Raw genomic sequence first — 16,399 nt, forward strand, 5'->3', positions numbered from 1 at the left:
GGGAAGGACGAAGACCGATGGAGAAATTCACCACTCTGACGGCCATCGCGGCACCTCTGCCCGAGGCCAATATCGACACGGACAAGATCATTCCGGCCCGCTTCCTCAAGACGACGAAGCGTACCGGCCTTGGCGTGCATGCGTTCGACGGCATGCGTTATCGTCCGGACGGTTCGGAAAATCCGGATTTCGTGTTGAACAAGGAGCCTTACCGCAAGGCGGAGATTCTTGTGACGCACGAGAATTTCGGCTGCGGCTCCTCGCGTGAGCATGCCCCTTGGGCGCTGCTCGATTTCGGCATCCGCTGCGTGATCGCACCGTCTTTTGCCGACATCTTCTTCAATAACAGCTTCAAGAACGGCATCCTGCCGATCCGTCTGCCGCGTGAAGTCTGTGATGAACTGATGAGCGACGCCTCGCAGGGCTCGAACAGCCGGATCACGGTCGATCTGGCGCGTCAGGTCGTCATTCGTCCGGACGGACAGGAAATCAGTTTCGAGATCGATCCGCTGCGCAAGCATCTGCTACTTGAAGGGCTGGATGATATTGGCCAGACGCTGAAGCGCGAAAACGCCATCGAGGCGTTCGAGACGAAGCGGAAGCAGGACGAGCCCTGGTTCCCGAAGATTGCCGTCTGACTGAATAAAAGACGTTCCCCGCTCGAAGGCGGGGAACGATCTGACGGGCGACTTAGCCCAGTTCGATATCGACTTCGCGGATTTCCGCCCGATGCTTCTCCGGCGGGTGACCAACATGGAACGGCACACCGGGTGCAAGCTCCACGTCGGACAGATCGGAGACTGCGATGCAGCTCCATTCTCCCTGTGGCGGCACGCGCTTTTCGTGCGCATCTTCACCACGATACATCAGAACCTTTTCCACATTGTCGCCCTTGCCGAGCGCATGGGGTGAACCGCTCTGTGCCTTGCCGCTCAGGGTGAAGTTGACGGCGCTTTTCTTTTCAATGGCTTCGCGCAGGGTTTTGTAGGCTGACATGTCTGACACTCCTTATGCCGGAGCGGACGTACTCTCCGCCCACGGCTTTTCGGAACAGAACGACCGGTGAGCAGGACCCGCTCACCGTGTTCACCGAAAATGCCTGCGAAGCATCCTGCTCCGGTAGAGATATGTCAAAACATGTCAGGGTTACCGCAGACGAAACCCCTGCTTTTCCAGCACATCCCGCAACTGGTCCCGTCCATGCAGTACCTTGGGTGAAGCAAGGCGGGGCAACGTCGCGTCCGCCCAGCGCTTCTCAGGCAGACCTTCCGCCTTCTGGAAAGCCGCATAGACCTCGTTGTAATGGGCGATGCCTTCCTGCTCTCCGCTTGCGTCATACTGCTCACGGTGCAGCACAACTGACGGAGCAAGGCGTGGCTTGATATGAGCCGGTTTATTTGGGTCAGGGAAACCGACGCTCAGACCGAAGGCAACGGCTGTCAGAGGCGGCAGATTCAGTTCCTTCGCCACGGCCTCGCTGTTGTTACGCATCGCGCCGAGATAAACGATGCCGAGACCGGCAGCTTCGAAAGAAGCGACAGCATTCTGCGCGGCAATGCCCGCATCCACTGCGCCGACCATGAAGGTATCGAGATACTCGAGATTCTCTGTCGGCTTACCCTCGGCCTCACCCAATCGTTTCAGGCGTCCGAAATCGATCAGCCAGACCAGCAGCAGAGGTGCCTGCCGGATATGGGCCTGATTGCCAGCGAGAGCCGCCAGCCGGTCCTTGCGGGCCTGATCCTCGATCGCCACTACGCTCCAGATCTGCATATTGCAGGAAGAAGACGCTGACTGCGCGGCGGCGATGGCCGCTTCCAGCGCTCCTTCCGGCAAGGGGGTGTCGAGATAGGCGCGCACGGTCCGGTGGGCCATCAGGCTTTCCGTGATCGCATCCGGTGTAACGGATGGCACAGACACGTCAGGTCCGTAGCGTTCCTCCCAAAGCGCGCTGAAACGGTCTGTCATCGAGGCTCGTCTCCTTTTGTGGGAGCCGCATGATCACGCCGGAACAGGGCCCATTCGTCCATGCTGGTACCGTCCGGCAGATGGCAGATGCCGCGCACACCGTCCGGTCCCTGCTGCATTTCGAGCCGGCCGCCGATTTTCTGGCAGTAGACCGAGGCTGGATTGGCCATACCGATCCGCCGTTCCCGAGGGTGATGGCTATCCGTGCAGGCAGCCAGTCCGCCGATCAGCAGAGCGGACGCGCCTGCCGTCATGATTTTTCTGGATGTCATGATCTGTCTGTTTTCTGTTGCGTTCATCATCCACCTTAAGGCGTGAGCGGGATAAGGGAAAATCACGGGACAATCTGATCCCATACGAACAGAATCCCGGCTAAAAATAACGCTCCGCAGGAAGGCAATGCATAAGAAAAATACCGGTCAGGCGGGCTTTTCACGTCAGTCGCAATAAAAATGTCATGAACCCGCATGTCATTCCACGGTTGCCCGGTTGATGACCGTTAAGTAATGGTCGGGCCGTATCAGAAAGCGGAGCGTCTGATTCATGAACGGTATAGCGCGGACGGCTGGAACAGTTCCCGGGAAGCCGCCGGAAAGCACAGAAGCGCGAGAGACGATGCTTGAAGCCGGATCCCGTCTGAATGGCGATTCCTTTTTTCGATGGTTGGTGACGGCGGCAGGTGTTGGTGTCCTGCTGCTGCTCGGCGGAATCATTCTCGTCATGATCGGCGGAGGGATGAAGGCTTTCGAGACCTTCGGCCCCTCCTTTTTCACGACCTCCGTCTGGAACCCCGTCACCCAGCATTTCGGTGCGCTGGCCCCCGTCTTCGGTACGATTGTCACAAGTCTGATCGGTCTTGTCGTCGCGGTTCCTCTGGCCTTTGGCGCGTCGTTCTGGCTGACGCAGATGGCTCCTGCGCGCATCTCGTTCGCGGTCGGCATGGCCGTGCAACTCCTTGCGGCGGTGCCTTCCATCATCTTCGGCATGTGGGGCTTCTTTGTCATCGTGCCGCTGATCGCCCGTTATGTGCAGCCCACCCTGCATCACTGGTTCGGTCATGTTCCTGTCATTGAGGCACTGGTAGCTGGCGCACCATTCGGCACGGGCCTGATGACGGGCGGCCTGATCCTCGCCGTCATGATCATGCCGTTCGTCACGGCGGTCATGTGCGACGTGTTCACCTCTATCCCCGCCGTGCTCAAGGAAAGCGGCTTCGGGCTTGGGGCCACGCGCTGGGAAGTCATGCGCAACGTCATCCTGCCCTGGTCCAGAAGCGCTGTTGTCGGCAGTGTCGTGCTCGGCATGGGCCGTGCGATGGGCGAGACGATGGCCGTCACCTTCGTGATCGGTAACGCCAACAAGATCGGCTGGTCGCTGTTCGCGCCGGGCAACACCATCGCCTCCCTGATCGCACTCGAATTTCCCGAGAGTCCGGCTGGCAGCGTCAAGCTGTCGGCGCTGATGGCGCTGGGCGCGATCCTGATGGGACTGTCCTTCATCGCGCTGGCGATTTCCCGTGTTCTGCTGGGCGTGTCCGGCAAGAAGGAGGGACGCTGACATGACGCAGTTGAACGACACGACCCAGCCTGCCGTGACCGATGGCTGGAAGGTCAACAGTTCGCTGGCGATGCGTCGCCGTCTGATGGACCGTCTGGCGACCGTGCTCAGCCTCTGCGCAACGGCTGTAGCGCTGATTGCATTGGGCTCGATCCTGTTCACGCTGATCATACGCGGCGCGGGCGGTCTCTCGCTGATCACCTTCACCCATTCGACGGCATCGCCGGGACTGAATGGCGGACTGGCGAACGCCATTGTCGGCAGTCTTATCCAGACTGCGGCTTCAATCCTGATCGGTGCACCGATCGGCATGATGTGCGGCATCTATCTGGCGGATTATGGACGCGGCTGGATGGCCAGCACCACGCGCTTTGTCTCGGACATGCTGCTGTCCGCGCCGTCGATCCTGATCGGCCTGTTCATCTATGAGTTGGTAGTCGTGCCGACAGGGCATTTCTCCGGTTTCGCCGGCTCTCTGGCGCTGGCGATTCTGGCGCTGCCCATCGTGGTCCGCACAACGGAGGACATGCTGCGTCTGGTGCCTGTGTCCCTTCGGGAGGCAGGCATCGGGCTGGGTGCCTCCAAGTGGCGCGTCATTCTCTTCATCTGCCTGCGTGCGGCCCGCACGGGGGTCCTGACCGGTGTGCTGCTGGCCATCGCCCGCGTGGCGGGTGAAACCGCGCCACTGCTGTTCACCTCTCTGGGCAATCTGGACTGGTCCGTCAGTCTGGCGCGCCCGATGGCCAGCCTTCCGGTCACCATCTACCAGTATGCTGGTTCCGCCTTTGATGACTGGGTCCAGCTTGCATGGACCGGCGCCCTGCTGGTCACGGTAGGCGTCCTGCTCATCAATATTCTTGTCCGTGTCGGCTTTGGCCGTAAGGGAGCGTAAACGAATGACCACCCAGACAGACAACGGACAGGCTGTCGCGGAAAAACCGGCGATTTCCGTGAAATCGCTCGACTTCTATTACGGCGAGCACAAGGCGCTTCGTAACATCTCCATGGATTTCGCCCGCCGCAAGGTGACCGGCATGATCGGACCCTCCGGCTGCGGCAAATCCACGCTGCTCCGCGTGCTCAACCGGATGTATGACCTCTACCCCGGCCAGCGCGCCACCGGCGAGGTGGTGTTTGACGGTCGCAACATCATCGGACCGGGCATTGACCTTAACCGGTTGCGCGCCCGGGTGGGCATGGTCTTCCAGAAACCGACGCCGTTTCCGATGTCGATCTATGACAACATCGCCTTCGGTGTGAAACTGCATGAGAAACTCTCCCGCTCCGAGATGGACGGGCGTGTCGAGGACGTGCTGCGTCGTGTCGCGCTCTGGACTGAAGTGAAGGATCGCCTGAAGGCTTCTGCGACCGCGCTGTCCGGCGGCCAGCAGCAGCGTCTCTGCATCGCCCGCACCATCGCCACCCGTCCGGAAGTCGTGCTGCTGGATGAACCGACAAGTGCTCTCGACCCCGTCTCCACGGCCCGCATCGAAGAACTGCTTGACGAACTCAAGAAAGAATTCACCATCGCCATTGTGACGCACAACATGCAGCAGGCGGCGCGCTGCGCTGACCAGGTCGCATTCTTCTATCTTGGTGAGCTGGTGGAAATGGACAGCACTGACCGCATGTTCACCGCTCCGAAAGAAACCCGGACGCAGGATTACATCACCGGTCGATTTGGCTGAGGAGAACAGGGCGATGACTGAATCCACGCATACCGTCAAAAGTTACGAACAGGAACTCGAGCATCTCGGCAGCCTCATGGCCCGGATGGGCGGACTGGTCGAGCGCCAGACTGCACAGGCCGTGAAAGCCGTGGTGGATGGTGACGAGGAAGCTGCTCTGGAGCCACCCGAGCTTGACCCGGAAGTCGACGAACTGGAGCGGGAAGCCGAGGCTCTGGCCATCCGCATCCTCGCCCTGCGCTCACCGATGGCTGTCGATCTCCGCACCATTGTCGCGGCCCTGAAGATTACCGGTGATCTGGAGCGAATCGGCGACTACGCCTCCTCCATCGCCCGCCGGGCCATGAAGCTCGAGACGGAGGGCAATATCTCCCTCGTGGGCCTGCGGAACATGGGGCATCTGGTGCAGAACAACCTGCGCCGCGCCATCGACGCCCTGACCACCAAGGACCGGGACGGCGCTGTTGCGGTCTGGCAGTCCGACACGGCGGTCGATGAACTCTACACGGCCATGTTCCGTGAACTGATGACCTACATGATGGAAGATCCCCGCAATATCGGGACGTGCATCCATCTGCTGTTCGTGGCCAAGAACCTTGAACGGATCGGCGATCACACCACCAACATCGCCGAGCGTGTCTATTATGCCGTAACGGGCGAAATGCTGCCTGCCGTTCGCCCTCGCGGTGGTCGCGGCCATCACCCTGCATCCTGAGGAATATGATGTCGGAGACATCCGGTAACAGTGGATTGCGTATTCTTGTGGTGGAGGATGATCCTGCCCTGCAGGTCATGCTGCGCTACAATCTGGAAAAGCAGGGATACCGGGTCGAGGTCGCTGGCGAAAGCGAGTCAGCGCAGGCCGCCTTTTCCAGCTTCCGCCCCGCTCTGGTCCTGCTGGACTGGATGCTGCCGGGTGGGGCGAGCGGGCTTGACCTCTGCCGTCGCTTTCGAGCCTCTCCCGGCGGCCACGAACTGCCAATCATCATGCTGACGGCCCGCGCCGAGGAAGCGGATTCGATCCGTGGTCTTGAGACAGGTGCTGATGACTATCTGACCAAGCCTGTCAGCATGGCGACGCTGGAAGCCCGGATCAAGGCGTTGCTGCGCCGGACTCAGGCGCCTGCGGAAACGCTGGCGTTCGAGGACATCGTGCTGGATCTGGTCAAACACCGCGTGGAGCGTGGCGGACGCTCGGTGCAGCTTGGCCCGACGGAATTCCGTCTGCTCGAATTCTTCATGCGTCGTCCGGGGCGGGTCTTTTCACGGGAGGAAATCCTGCGGTCGATCTGGGGCGAGAATATCCATGTCGAAATCCGCACAGTGGATGTGCATATCCGGCGGCTGCGCAAGGAGATCAACGGACCAGACGAGAAGGATCTGATCCGTACCGTGCGTTCGGCGGGCTACGCGCTGGACAGCGAGGGCGAATAACATCCCTGCGCTTCTCGGAAAGAGCGGGACATGACGGCGGCAGATATTGTGGCCTGCCTGCTGCCTGTCTGGCTGACAGGTGGACTGGCCGGATGGATCCTGCGGGGACGCAGCCTGTCCCGCGTGCTGCCGGGCAGCGTGCGAGCCAGGCGGGAAGAAGTCGGCACATCCTCGGTCTCTCTGGAAGAAGTGCTCGATCTTCTTCCGGAAGCAGCCGTCCTTCTGGATGGTCATGGCGCGCTTCGTTTCGCCAACATCGAGGCACGCGAAGCCTTTGGCGATACTCTTGGCACGATCATGCGTTATCCGGACGTGTTTTCAGCCATGCGGCATCTCAATGGCGTCACGGTTCAGGCCAGCGCCGAGTTTGTGCTGACAGTCCCTGTACGCCGGGTCGTACGGGTTGATCTCCGTCTGTTACCGGAGGTGCTGGCAACCGGACCGGCCCATATTCTGGCCATTCTGACGGACTGTTCTGAGCGGGACGCCGTTGAGAGAATGCGTTCCGACTTCGTAGCCTATGCCAGCCACGAACTGCGTACGCCACTGACGGCCCTGATCGGCTTCATCGAGACCCTTCGTGGTCCCGCCGCCGATGACCCGGCCGCCCAGCAACAGTTTCTGGCGATCATGGCGGCTCAGGCGCACCGGATGCAGCGCCTGATCGAGCAGTTGCTGGAACTGTCCCGCGCCGAAATGCTGGAACACCGCAAGCCACGGGGCAGCATGAATGCAAAACAGGTCATCGAACTTGTCCGTGATGAACTGAGCAGTCTGTGCGCGGCAAAGAATGTACAGCTGGAGGCAAAGGCGACGGATATCCCTGTTCCCGGAGATCAGGAGCAGATTATCCGGGTCCTTGTAAATCTTGTCGAAAATGCCGTGAAATATGCAGGCACGGACGGCCGTCCCGTCAGGATTTCCTTGTCTGCGGAGCAAAAGATCCTTCTGGGACGACCGGGGGTGGCGTTTGTCGTGCAGGACAACGGTGTCGGTATCGCCGAGGAGCATCTCCCCCGTCTGACGGAGCGATTCTACAGGGTGGAAGGAAGTCGCAACGCGCCCGCCTCCGGCTATGGACTTGGGCTGGCGATTGTCCGGCATATCGTGGATCGACATGACGGATGTCTGGAAATCACCAGCCGGATCGGACAGGGCACCCGCTGCGAGGTCTGGCTGCCCTGCGGGCGCGAAATCCGCGGCTAGGTCCATCCACCATTTTCCCAATGGTCAGCCTTCTCGTCCCGGTCCTCTGGCAAAGACGCAGGATCAGTGTCAGTTTTCAGGGGATTGTCATCAACTCATCATTTTCCCTCACAGGTTCTGTGAGGTAGAGCGATGCATCGGCGGCCCGGTCCCATCGGCCGCCGCGCTATTTCAATGGAGTTGGGAATGCTCAACAAAACCCGTTTTCTCACCGCTCTTCTGCTGACGGCGGCACCGGTCATGGCCCACGGAGCGCATGCTGCCGATATCACTGGTGCTGGTTCGAGCTTTGCCGCACCGATCTATCAGGCCTGGGGCGACGGTGCGAAGTCGGCGATTGGCGTTTCCCTGAACTATCAGAGCGTTGGCTCCAGTGCTGGCCAGAATCTGGTGACGGCCCGCACAGTCGACTTTGGCGCTTCCGATGCACCGATGGCTGACAGCAAGCTGGCGTCTTCCGCCCTTTATCAGTTTCCGACGGTCATCGGCGGCATCGTGCCGATCGTCAACATTCCGGGTGTTGCATCCAACCAGCTGAAGCTGAACGGCTCCGTGCTGGCCGATATCTATCTCGGCAAGATCTCCAACTGGAATGACCCGAAGATCGTAGCGCTCAACCCGGGCGTCTCTCTGCCGGACACCGCCATTGCACCTGTGCACCGCGCAGATGGCTCCGGCACAACCTTTGTGTTCACCTCCTACCTGACGAAGATGTCTGCTGACTGGAAAGACCAGGTCGGCGCAGCGACATCCGTTCAGTGGGCTGGTGGTGCAGGTGCCCGCGGCAATGACGGCGTCGGTTCCTCCGTGCGTGCGACAGAAGGTGGCATCGGCTACGTCGAGTATGCCTATGCCCGTCGCAACAGCATCCCGACGGTCCAGCTGCAGGACAAGGATGGCGAGTTCGTATCGCCTGACCTCGGCAGCTTCTCCGCCGCTGCGGCTTCGGCTGACTGGGATCATGCCTCACACTTCGCTGTCGACCTGCTGAACGGCGCTGGCAAGAACGTGTGGCCGATCGTGTCCGCGACATTCGTGCTGGTTCCGACCAATCCGAAGGATGCGGCTCGCGCCGATGCGGTTTACAAGTTCTTCGATCACTCTTTCCGCACGGGCGATGCAACGGCTCAGAAGCTCGATTATGTTGCGCTGCCAGAAAGCGTGAAGCAGAAGATCGAAGCCGGTTATCCGGGCAAGAAATAATAGTTTGCCTTATCGCTCCGGGCTGAGGCCCGGAGCACCTCTGAAAACTGTCAGACTTTCTCCGGTAGGATATCCCTGCCCTACGGAAAAATGATCCGGTCATGAAGTTCGGCAGAGAACGGCATGCACTGTATCCCCTGTAAAAATCAAAATGCTTTCTGTCAGTCCGTTCCATCAGGAATGCAGACTGAACACATCCCACCTGTCGTTTTGGAAACGCCCCATCACAGATGGCACCTCGGCTTCCGATACTGCGATACCAAGCATGGCGAATAACTGATAAAACCATTCCTCAAGGCGAAAGCAGGGTGAGTGGACATGACGCGTCGATCCGGAAGTGCCGATATGCCGCTGCACGGCGGTCGCGTGCCGCAATGGCTTGCCGACCGGATGAGCAGTCTGGGGGCCGTGATCACTCAGGCCATTGTCCATCATTACGGACGCGATGAATTTCTGCGACGTCTGGCCCATCCCTTCTGGTTCCAGTCCTTCGGTGCTGTCATGGGCATGGACTGGCATTCGTCAGGCATCACAACCAGTGTGATGGGGGCTCTCAAGCGCGGACTGGCGCCCTTATCCGATGAACTGGGCCTGCATGTCTGTGGCGGTCGCGGCCGACATTCCCGCCATACACCGGATGAACTGACCGCTGTGGCTGACATGACCGGACTGGATGGTGCGGCGCTCGCACGGGCAAGCCGGCTGGTCGCCAAGGTCGACAGTGCTGCGGTTCAGGACGGCTTCAACCTGTATCTGCACAGCTTCGTTCTGGCGGATGATGGCCGCTGGGTGGTCGTGCAGCAGGGTATGAACGGAGAAAGCCGGTATGCCCGCCGTTATCACTGGCTGTCGGAAGGGCTGACGAGCTTCGTTGCCGATCCTCACAGCGCTATCGACGGAAAACCGCAGGGGAATATTGTTAATCTTGCCGATCGCCGTGCGGACAGGAGTCGTATCGCGCAACTGGACCTGTTGCGTGATCTGGGACCGGATAAGGTGGCGCGTGAAGTATCCGCACTGAGAGCCGCAGAACAGGCTCCACCGGCACAGGGGATGTTACCGCACCTCGTCATGCCGGAACATCACGATGTGCGCTCTGATGACGTGATGATCCGACGACTGCATGGCGCTCTTGCCGCAGCGGCGGATCGGGGGCCGGAGGATTTTCAGGATCTGCTGCTAACGCCGGGAGTTGGGGCGAGAACCGTGGAAGCGCTGGCCATGGTGGCGGAAGTTGTGCATGGAACGCCATGCCGTTTCGCCGATCCGGCACGGTTCTCCATGGCGCATGGTGGAAAAGATCGTCACCCCTTCCCTGTGCCGACAGAGGTGTATGATCGCACGATCGCCATGCTGAAAGGCGCTGTCGAACAGGCGAGTCTGGGGAATGAGGAACGACTTGAGGCTATCCGCAGGCTGGACGCTCAGGCGCGACATCTGGAGCAATGGGTCTCAGGTCCGTCACTGGACGAGCATATTGCGTCTGAAAGAACGCGCTCTCATGCCTATGGTGGACGGAGTGTGTTTGGCTGGGAGCCACCATCAAAAGTAAAAGCAGAGCGACCGAAGGCTGGAACCGCTCCGACTGGGAAAAAACGTAGGCCACCCCGGTTTGCTCTTACGTCTTGAGACAGCTCCGCTTCCTGAACCAATCTCGGCAGGCGACTATATAACGCTGTTTGCACTATGACGGAGTCGCAGTTCACACAGATTTTCCATTTAAGGAAAACTGTCGCGAGCCACGGAAAGTCCGTGTCAGATTTTATGAAAATATAAGAGAGCGGCTCAGACTGACAGCGTAGAAGCCGATCTGAAGCATCGCATGATATGTGGATCAAACTGATACGGCATTTATTTCAGCTCGTTCAGTGCATCACCACCATCGCCAGTCAGGACTGACGGAACGCTGTGAAACCAGCGTTGAAAGCCTTTCTGCCCGGAAACCCATTAAGGATTTTCCGGGCAGAACACCTGAATAATATCAGGCGCTGGCTTTTGCCTTGGCAGCCGGCGTCACGTCACGGGGACGCTCGGCGATACGAGCGGACTTACCGCTACGGCCACGCAGATAGTACAGCTTCGCGCGACGCACCTTACCACGACGAACAACCTTGATCTCGGCAAGGGTCGGCGCATAGAGCGGGAATACACGCTCCACGCCTTCACCATTGGAGATCTTACGAACCGTGAAGTTGCTGTTCAGGCCCTTGTTGGAACGGGCGATGACAACGCCTTCGTAAGCCTGAACGCGCTCGCGCTCGCCTTCCTTGACGCGGACGGACACGCGGACGGTGTCGCCAGCCTGGAAAACAGGCACTTCACGGATGGCGGTGAGGCGAGCGATTTCGTCGGCCTCGTACTGCTGGATGATGTTCATAGGGACTGTCCTTCCTGAACGGATGGTCTGGAACTACTGTGCGACAGATGGGCTGCCCACAGGTCGGGCCGACGCTCGCGCGTGACCCGCTCGGATTGTTCGCGCCGCCAACGGGCAATCGCCGCGTGGTTTCCGGACAGAAGGACGTCCGGCACCGTGCGGCCCTGCCATTCGGCGGGGCGGGTATAGTGAGGATATTCAAGAAGACCGTCGGAAAAGCTTTCCTCGACACTGCTTTCCGCAGAGCCCATGACGCCGGGCAGCAGCCGCACGCAGGCATCCAGCAGCACCAGCGCCGCCGTCTCCCCACCCGAAAGCACGTAATCCCCGATCGAGATCTGCTCGATGGAGCGTGCTTCCAGAACGCGCTCGTCCACACCTTCGTAACGCCCGCAGAGCAGGGTCACGCCCGGCCCCGCCACGTAACGACGGATATCGGCCTGCGCCAGCGGACGACCACGCGGGGTCAGATAGACGCACGGAGCGCCATCCTGCCGCGAGACCGAGTCCAGCGCCGTGTCCACCACATCCGCACGCATCACCATGCCCGCACCGCCACCAAAGGGCGTGTCGTCCACGGCGTTGTGACGTCCGAGCCCGAAGGCCCGCAGGTCGCGCACATCGCAGTTCCACGTTCCGTTCTCCAGCGCCCGACCGGCCAGAGACTGGCCAAGCGGTCCCGGAAACATCTCGGGGAACAGGGTGAGGATCGTCGCTGTCCAGCTCATGCCGAAGCACCCTTTGTGACCTTCTCTTTCGGCGCGTGCTCTTCCTCACCGATCACCTCCACCGGACGCACGACGATCATGCGACGGTTGGGAAAATCGATTTCGGGCACACAGGCCTTGGAGAACGGCAGGATCAGGCCGGTATCGAGTTCGAGACTCGTGCCCGCGCCATAATCATGCACCGTGACGACCTTGCCGATCGAAGCTCCCTCTTCCACAGCGTCCAGACCGAGCAGGTCACTGTGATAGAACTCGTCCTCGTCCGGCTCGGGCAGCACGTCGCGGCTGACATAGAGCTTGCGGTTGACCAGCGCCTGCGCCGCCGTCCGGTCGGCAAGCGGCTTTCCCTGCGCATCGCGCAGTTCCGCCACACCGCCCGAACGCCAGTTCAGCGTCCAGCGATCACCACGATCGTCCGTCAGCACACCATAGGAGACCAGAGAGTCCTCATCGGTGGCGTAGCTGTGCACATGCACAAGCCCGCGCACACCGTGCGGCCTCCCTATGACTCCAATCTGGATGCGTTCGTCGGTCATGGCGAGAAAGCGTCTTCCGGTCTCTCAGCCTCAAGCCGCGGCTTCAGCAGCGGCAGCAGCGGCTTTCGCACGCTCCTGCGCCTTCTTCTTCGGCGCGGACTGCTTCGGCTGCTCGTTCCAGGTCGGCTTCGCGATCAGGCCAGCGTTACCAAGGAAACGGGCGACACGGTCGGTCGGCTGAGCGCCCTGCGACAGCCAGTGCGTGATGCGCTCGTTCGTCAGCTTCACGCGATCAGCGTGATCGGACGGCAGCATCGGGTTGTACGCGCCAACCTTCTCGATGAAGCGGCCATCGCGCGGTGAACGGCTGTCTGCGATCACGATGTGATAGTAAGGACGCTTCTTCGCACCAGCGCGTGCAAGGCGGATTTTGAGGCTCATTCAACTACTCCGGTAAAGCCAGAAAAAGATAAAAAGGGGACAGGTCAGCCGAAGGGAGGCCGGCCACCGGGACCACCGGGGAAGCCGCCGGGGCCTCCCGGCATGCCGCCCCCGGACATGAGCGCGGAGGCCTGTCGCATCAGGCCTTTCAGCCCGAGCTTGTTGACCCGCTTCATCATGGTGGACATGTCATCGAACTGCTTGAGCAGCTTGTTGACTTCCTGAACTGTGGTTCCAGACCCGGCGGCGATACGCTTCTTGCGCGACGCCTTGATGATGTCGGGCGTCTTGCGCTCCGCCTTGGTCATGGAGGAAATGATGGCCTGATGCTTCTTGAAGATCGTGGTGTCGAGTTTCTTCTCGTCCACCATGTCCTTCATCTTGCCCATGCCCGGCAGCATCCCGAGGATGCCCGAGATCGAGCCCATCTTCTGGATCTGCTTGATCTGCGACACATAGTCGTCGAGATCGAACTTGCCAGCCATCATCTTCTTGGCCAGCCGCTCTCCCTCTTCCTGATCGAGCGTATCAGCAGCTTTCTCGACCAGTCCGGCGATGTCACCAAGGCCGAGGATACGGCCAGCAACACGCTCCGGATGGAATTCCTCCAGCGCGTCCAGCTTTTCGCCCGAACCGGTCAGCTTGATCGGCGCGCCGGTGATCGCACGCATGGACAGCGCGGCGCCGCCACGGGCGTCACCATCCATACGGGTCATGACAACGCCGGAAACGCCCACGGCCTCGTTAAACAGCTTGGCCGTGTTGACGGCATCCTGACCCGTCATCGCATCGACAACGAGCAGCGTTTCAGCCGGGTGTGTGACGTCGCGGATCTGACGGACTTCATCCATCAGCGCTTCGTCGATGGACAGACGGCCTGCCGTATCGAGAATGACGACGTCATAGCCTTCGCGGCGCGCCGTATCCATCGCACGATTGGCGATCTCGACCGGTGTCTGACCAGCGATGATCGGCAGTGACGCGACTTTCGCACGCTCGGCCAACTGCTGAAGCTGGAGCTGGGCGGCAGGACGCTGCGTATCGAGCGAGGCCAGCAGCACCTTCTTGCGCTCGCGGGTCGCGAGACGCAGGGCGATCTTGCCGGATGTGGTGGTCTTGCCCGAGCCCTGCAGACCGACCATCAGGATCGGCACAGGCGGAGCTGCGTTCAGATTCAGGGGGACAGCGCCAGCACCGCCAAGGGCGTCGATCAGCGCATCATTGACGATCTTGGCGACAGCCTGACCCGGAGAGATGCTTTCCAGCACCTCCGCGCCGACCGAACGCTCCTTGACCTTGTTGACGAAGTCCTTGACGACCGGAAGCGCGACGTCGGCCTCCAGCATCGCCAGCCGAACCTCGCGCATGGCCTCCGCAACGTCGGCCTCGGTCAGCGTGCCGCGCTTGCCGAGATCGCCAATAACGCCGGAAAACTTGTCGGACAGAGATTCGAACAAGAACCGTTTCCCCAAAAGAATACGCGCCACTGCGCGAATACTCGCGGGGTGGCGTGACTTATGTGTGGATCATGCTCCTACGCCCCACGGAGGCAGGAGTCAAACGGAAAGACCCAATTCCCGGACGCCGGATCGCATAAAAAAAACACCGCTGCCCGTCAGTTGGGCAGCGGTGTTGTCGAATACCACTTTAACTCTGTTACGCAGTTCGAAGCTTACGCGCTCTGAACCTCGTCGGCTCCGGCCGCATCGGCAAGCCGATAAGGACCGCCAGCAAGAACCTGCATGGCAAGCTGGGCAAACGCGCCGGTTTCATGCTCTTCGAACGACAAAAACGCGTTGCCGTCCGTCCATCGCGCACCTTCCGCATCGCGACACTGCCAACCAGACAGTTCCGTCTCCGTCAGATGCGAGGTCAGGACATACGGCTTGCCGCTGTCAAACAGCTTGATCTCTCCGATAGCGACACCAAGCGAGCGCCGGTCATCCACAAACACTCCCATGACATCGCTGGGACGGCTGGTGCGGGACACGATCCTGACCGACTTGACGCCGGACGGAAGGCGGAAGGCGGTGTACCCATCCACCTGACGCGATTCCCTGATGATCTGCCCGTTTTCCGTCACAAGATGCAGATCCGCATCCTGCGTCAGAACCGGCTCCACAGCATGCATCGGGACATCGCCATCAATCGCCCGCGCTTCGATACGACGGTAAATGGGCTCAACAAAGGCGCGATCCGTTTTCAGCGGGGCCGCAGCATCCGTTTCCCACTGGAGACCACGGCTACCAATCCGGGCCGCTCCGGCAATCTGCCTGAATGAGTGACGGTCACCTGTATCGAGATAGCTTTCCGTCAGCACACCGTCAGCCATGATGATGGCGTGGCTCTCGGTTTCAATGTGGTAGTAATCGTAGGACAGAATGGACCGGTCATAGAAGATGGATCTGCCATTCACCAGCATCCGGACGGGCACAAATCCGCCATCCAGATACAGGCAGTGTTCGGCTGTCACCAGCATATCCTGAGCAGGCACGGCCGGGGCGATTGCATCCTTCAGCACACGCACCGGATAACCCGCCTCATCTTCATGAGGCAGCGGACGAACCACGGCATGGGATTTTCCAGCCCACACCACCTTGCGCGCGACAGGAGCACCGCTCGCATCCGACCATGTATTCAGGAGATCACCTTCCCGAATATCTTCGACACGCACGTCACCCGAAGCCGTCGAGATCAGCGTTCCTGCAAGAAAGCAGGCGGTAATTTCATAGTAACCGCCAGACTGAGGCACGACATCCGTGAGATTCTTCTGAACGTAGTGCGATCCGGACTCTATGGACGGTCCAAGATTCAGAAGATCACCCGTTATGCGGAAAGAGATACTTCTACCGTCTGTCGTGTCATAATTTATGATCGTTATATTGCTTGCTTTATTATAAACAACCGTCGAATCAGAGGAAATATTTCCTGATCCGATCTCTATATTAAATTCAGCATTGTTCGACTGGTTTATATAGACCTGCGTCCCAGATGAAGAAGCCTGGATTGAATCGAGATATATTGAAGTTCCAGACGCATTGACGTTGATATAGTTCGTTCCATTCTTGCTAAACGAACTACTACTTGTGTGCAGAGAGCTATTTTGTGAATTGAGATTATAGATGGTCATGACGAATGCCTCTCCGCGACGGAGTGAGTTTCGCCTATTTTATTAATGATAGATAAATCATGGAAGCTCATTTTTTCATTTTTAATTAAAAATTTACGGATATGTATATTTTAAAAAACGATTCTTATAATCGATATCAATTTTTCGGTATTACAATAATTTAAGCATAACAGTTACAACGCCATATCGCA

The 16,399-nt window shown here is 59.5% G+C and carries 18 protein-coding genes; 9 read left to right on the forward strand and 9 right to left on the reverse strand.

Translation table 11 applies throughout. From position 1 onward, the window contains the following. Window positions 1-17 precede the first annotated feature (17 nt). Window positions 18-638 (forward strand): 3-isopropylmalate dehydratase small subunit, encoded by a 621-nt coding sequence (gene leuD / locus EMQ_RS07985; RefSeq protein ID WP_010666144.1) that lies wholly within the window; start codon window positions 18-20, stop codon window positions 636-638. 52 nt (window positions 639-690) lie between these two features. On the opposite strand, the gene EMQ_RS07990 is transcribed toward leuD, so the two are convergent. The 3 genes from EMQ_RS07990 to EMQ_RS08000 all read right to left on the reverse strand — a co-directional run bounded on the left by EMQ_RS07990 (window position 691) and on the right by EMQ_RS08000 (window position 2,240). Further along, a complete protein-coding gene (locus tag EMQ_RS07990; protein ID WP_010666143.1) occupies window positions 691-996 on the reverse strand; it encodes a hypothetical protein in 306 nt (101 codons plus the stop codon). Between the two features lie 150 nt (window positions 997-1,146). After that, window positions 1,147-1,968, reverse strand: a complete 822-nt coding sequence (locus tag EMQ_RS07995; protein ID WP_010666142.1) for a nitroreductase family protein — start codon at window positions 1,966-1,968, stop codon at window positions 1,147-1,149. After that, window positions 1,965-2,240 (reverse strand): putative hemolysin, encoded by a 276-nt coding sequence (locus EMQ_RS08000; RefSeq protein WP_026200140.1) that lies wholly within the window; start codon window positions 2,238-2,240, stop codon window positions 1,965-1,967. Before EMQ_RS08000 ends, EMQ_RS07995 begins: the two co-directional genes overlap by 4 nt. 343 nt (window positions 2,241-2,583) lie before the next feature. Between EMQ_RS08000 and pstC the strand changes: the two genes are divergently transcribed. The 8 genes from pstC to EMQ_RS08040 all read left to right on the forward strand — a co-directional run bounded on the left by pstC (window position 2,584) and on the right by EMQ_RS08040 (window position 10,685). Then, a complete protein-coding gene (pstC, locus tag EMQ_RS08005; RefSeq protein ID WP_231368053.1) occupies window positions 2,584-3,525 on the forward strand; it encodes a phosphate ABC transporter permease subunit PstC in 942 nt (313 codons plus the stop codon). Between the two features lies 1 nt (window position 3,526). Further along, a complete protein-coding gene (pstA, locus tag EMQ_RS08010) occupies window positions 3,527-4,417 on the forward strand; it encodes a phosphate ABC transporter permease PstA (protein ID WP_010666139.1) in 891 nt (296 codons plus the stop codon). A gap of 4 nt (window positions 4,418-4,421) precedes the next feature. Next, complete coding sequence (pstB, locus tag EMQ_RS08015; protein ID WP_010666138.1) at window positions 4,422-5,213, forward strand: phosphate ABC transporter ATP-binding protein PstB; 792 nt, start codon at window positions 4,422-4,424, stop codon at window positions 5,211-5,213. Between the two features lie 13 nt (window positions 5,214-5,226). Further along, a complete protein-coding gene (gene phoU, locus EMQ_RS08020) occupies window positions 5,227-5,928 on the forward strand; it encodes a phosphate signaling complex protein PhoU (protein WP_010666137.1) in 702 nt (233 codons plus the stop codon). A gap of 5 nt (window positions 5,929-5,933) precedes the next feature. Then, window positions 5,934-6,647, forward strand: a complete 714-nt coding sequence (gene phoB, locus EMQ_RS08025) for a phosphate regulon transcriptional regulator PhoB (protein ID WP_010666136.1) — start codon at window positions 5,934-5,936, stop codon at window positions 6,645-6,647. Window positions 6,648-6,677: 30 nt separating this feature from the next. After that, a complete protein-coding gene (locus tag EMQ_RS08030) occupies window positions 6,678-7,853 on the forward strand; it encodes a sensor histidine kinase (protein WP_010666135.1) in 1,176 nt (391 codons plus the stop codon). Window positions 7,854-8,039: 186 nt separating this feature from the next. Then, on the forward strand, window positions 8,040-9,056 hold the full coding sequence (gene pstS / locus EMQ_RS08035) for a phosphate ABC transporter substrate-binding protein PstS (RefSeq protein ID WP_010666134.1): 1,017 nt from the start codon (window positions 8,040-8,042) through the stop codon (window positions 9,054-9,056). 318 nt (window positions 9,057-9,374) lie between these two features. Beyond that, on the forward strand, window positions 9,375-10,685 hold the full coding sequence (locus EMQ_RS08040) for a DUF763 domain-containing protein (RefSeq protein ID WP_048874250.1): 1,311 nt from the start codon (window positions 9,375-9,377) through the stop codon (window positions 10,683-10,685). A 352-nt stretch (window positions 10,686-11,037) separates the two neighbouring features. Here the strand turns inward: EMQ_RS08040 and rplS are convergent, their stop codons facing one another. From rplS to EMQ_RS08070, 6 genes are all read right to left on the reverse strand, one after another. Beyond that, entirely contained in the window at window positions 11,038-11,433 is a 396-nt protein-coding gene (gene rplS, locus EMQ_RS08045) for a 50S ribosomal protein L19 (RefSeq protein WP_010667942.1), read from the reverse strand. Then, the gene (gene trmD, locus EMQ_RS08050; protein ID WP_010667941.1) at window positions 11,430-12,161 is read right to left on the reverse strand and encodes a tRNA (guanosine(37)-N1)-methyltransferase TrmD; all 732 of its coding nucleotides are present in this window, start codon (window positions 12,159-12,161) and stop codon (window positions 11,430-11,432) included. The genes rplS and trmD overlap by 4 nt, the downstream gene beginning before the upstream one ends. Further along, window positions 12,158-12,697, reverse strand: a complete 540-nt coding sequence (gene rimM, locus EMQ_RS08055; RefSeq protein ID WP_010667940.1) for a ribosome maturation factor RimM — start codon at window positions 12,695-12,697, stop codon at window positions 12,158-12,160. Before rimM ends, trmD begins: the two co-directional genes overlap by 4 nt. Before the next feature lie 30 nt (window positions 12,698-12,727). Then, on the reverse strand, window positions 12,728-13,078 hold the full coding sequence (gene rpsP / locus EMQ_RS08060) for a 30S ribosomal protein S16 (RefSeq protein ID WP_010667939.1): 351 nt from the start codon (window positions 13,076-13,078) through the stop codon (window positions 12,728-12,730). A gap of 44 nt (window positions 13,079-13,122) precedes the next feature. Continuing rightward, on the reverse strand, window positions 13,123-14,535 hold the full coding sequence (gene ffh / locus EMQ_RS08065) for a signal recognition particle protein (protein WP_010667938.1): 1,413 nt from the start codon (window positions 14,533-14,535) through the stop codon (window positions 13,123-13,125). Between the two features lie 215 nt (window positions 14,536-14,750). Next, window positions 14,751-15,830, reverse strand: coding sequence for a Hint domain-containing protein (locus EMQ_RS08070; RefSeq protein WP_231367970.1), 1,080 nt, complete (start codon window positions 15,828-15,830; stop codon window positions 14,751-14,753). Window positions 15,831-16,399: the final 569 nt, after the last annotated feature.

This window comes from Acetobacter aceti NBRC 14818, from assembly GCF_000193495.2.
Classification (GTDB): Bacteria; Pseudomonadota; Alphaproteobacteria; order Acetobacterales; family Acetobacteraceae; genus Acetobacter; species Acetobacter aceti.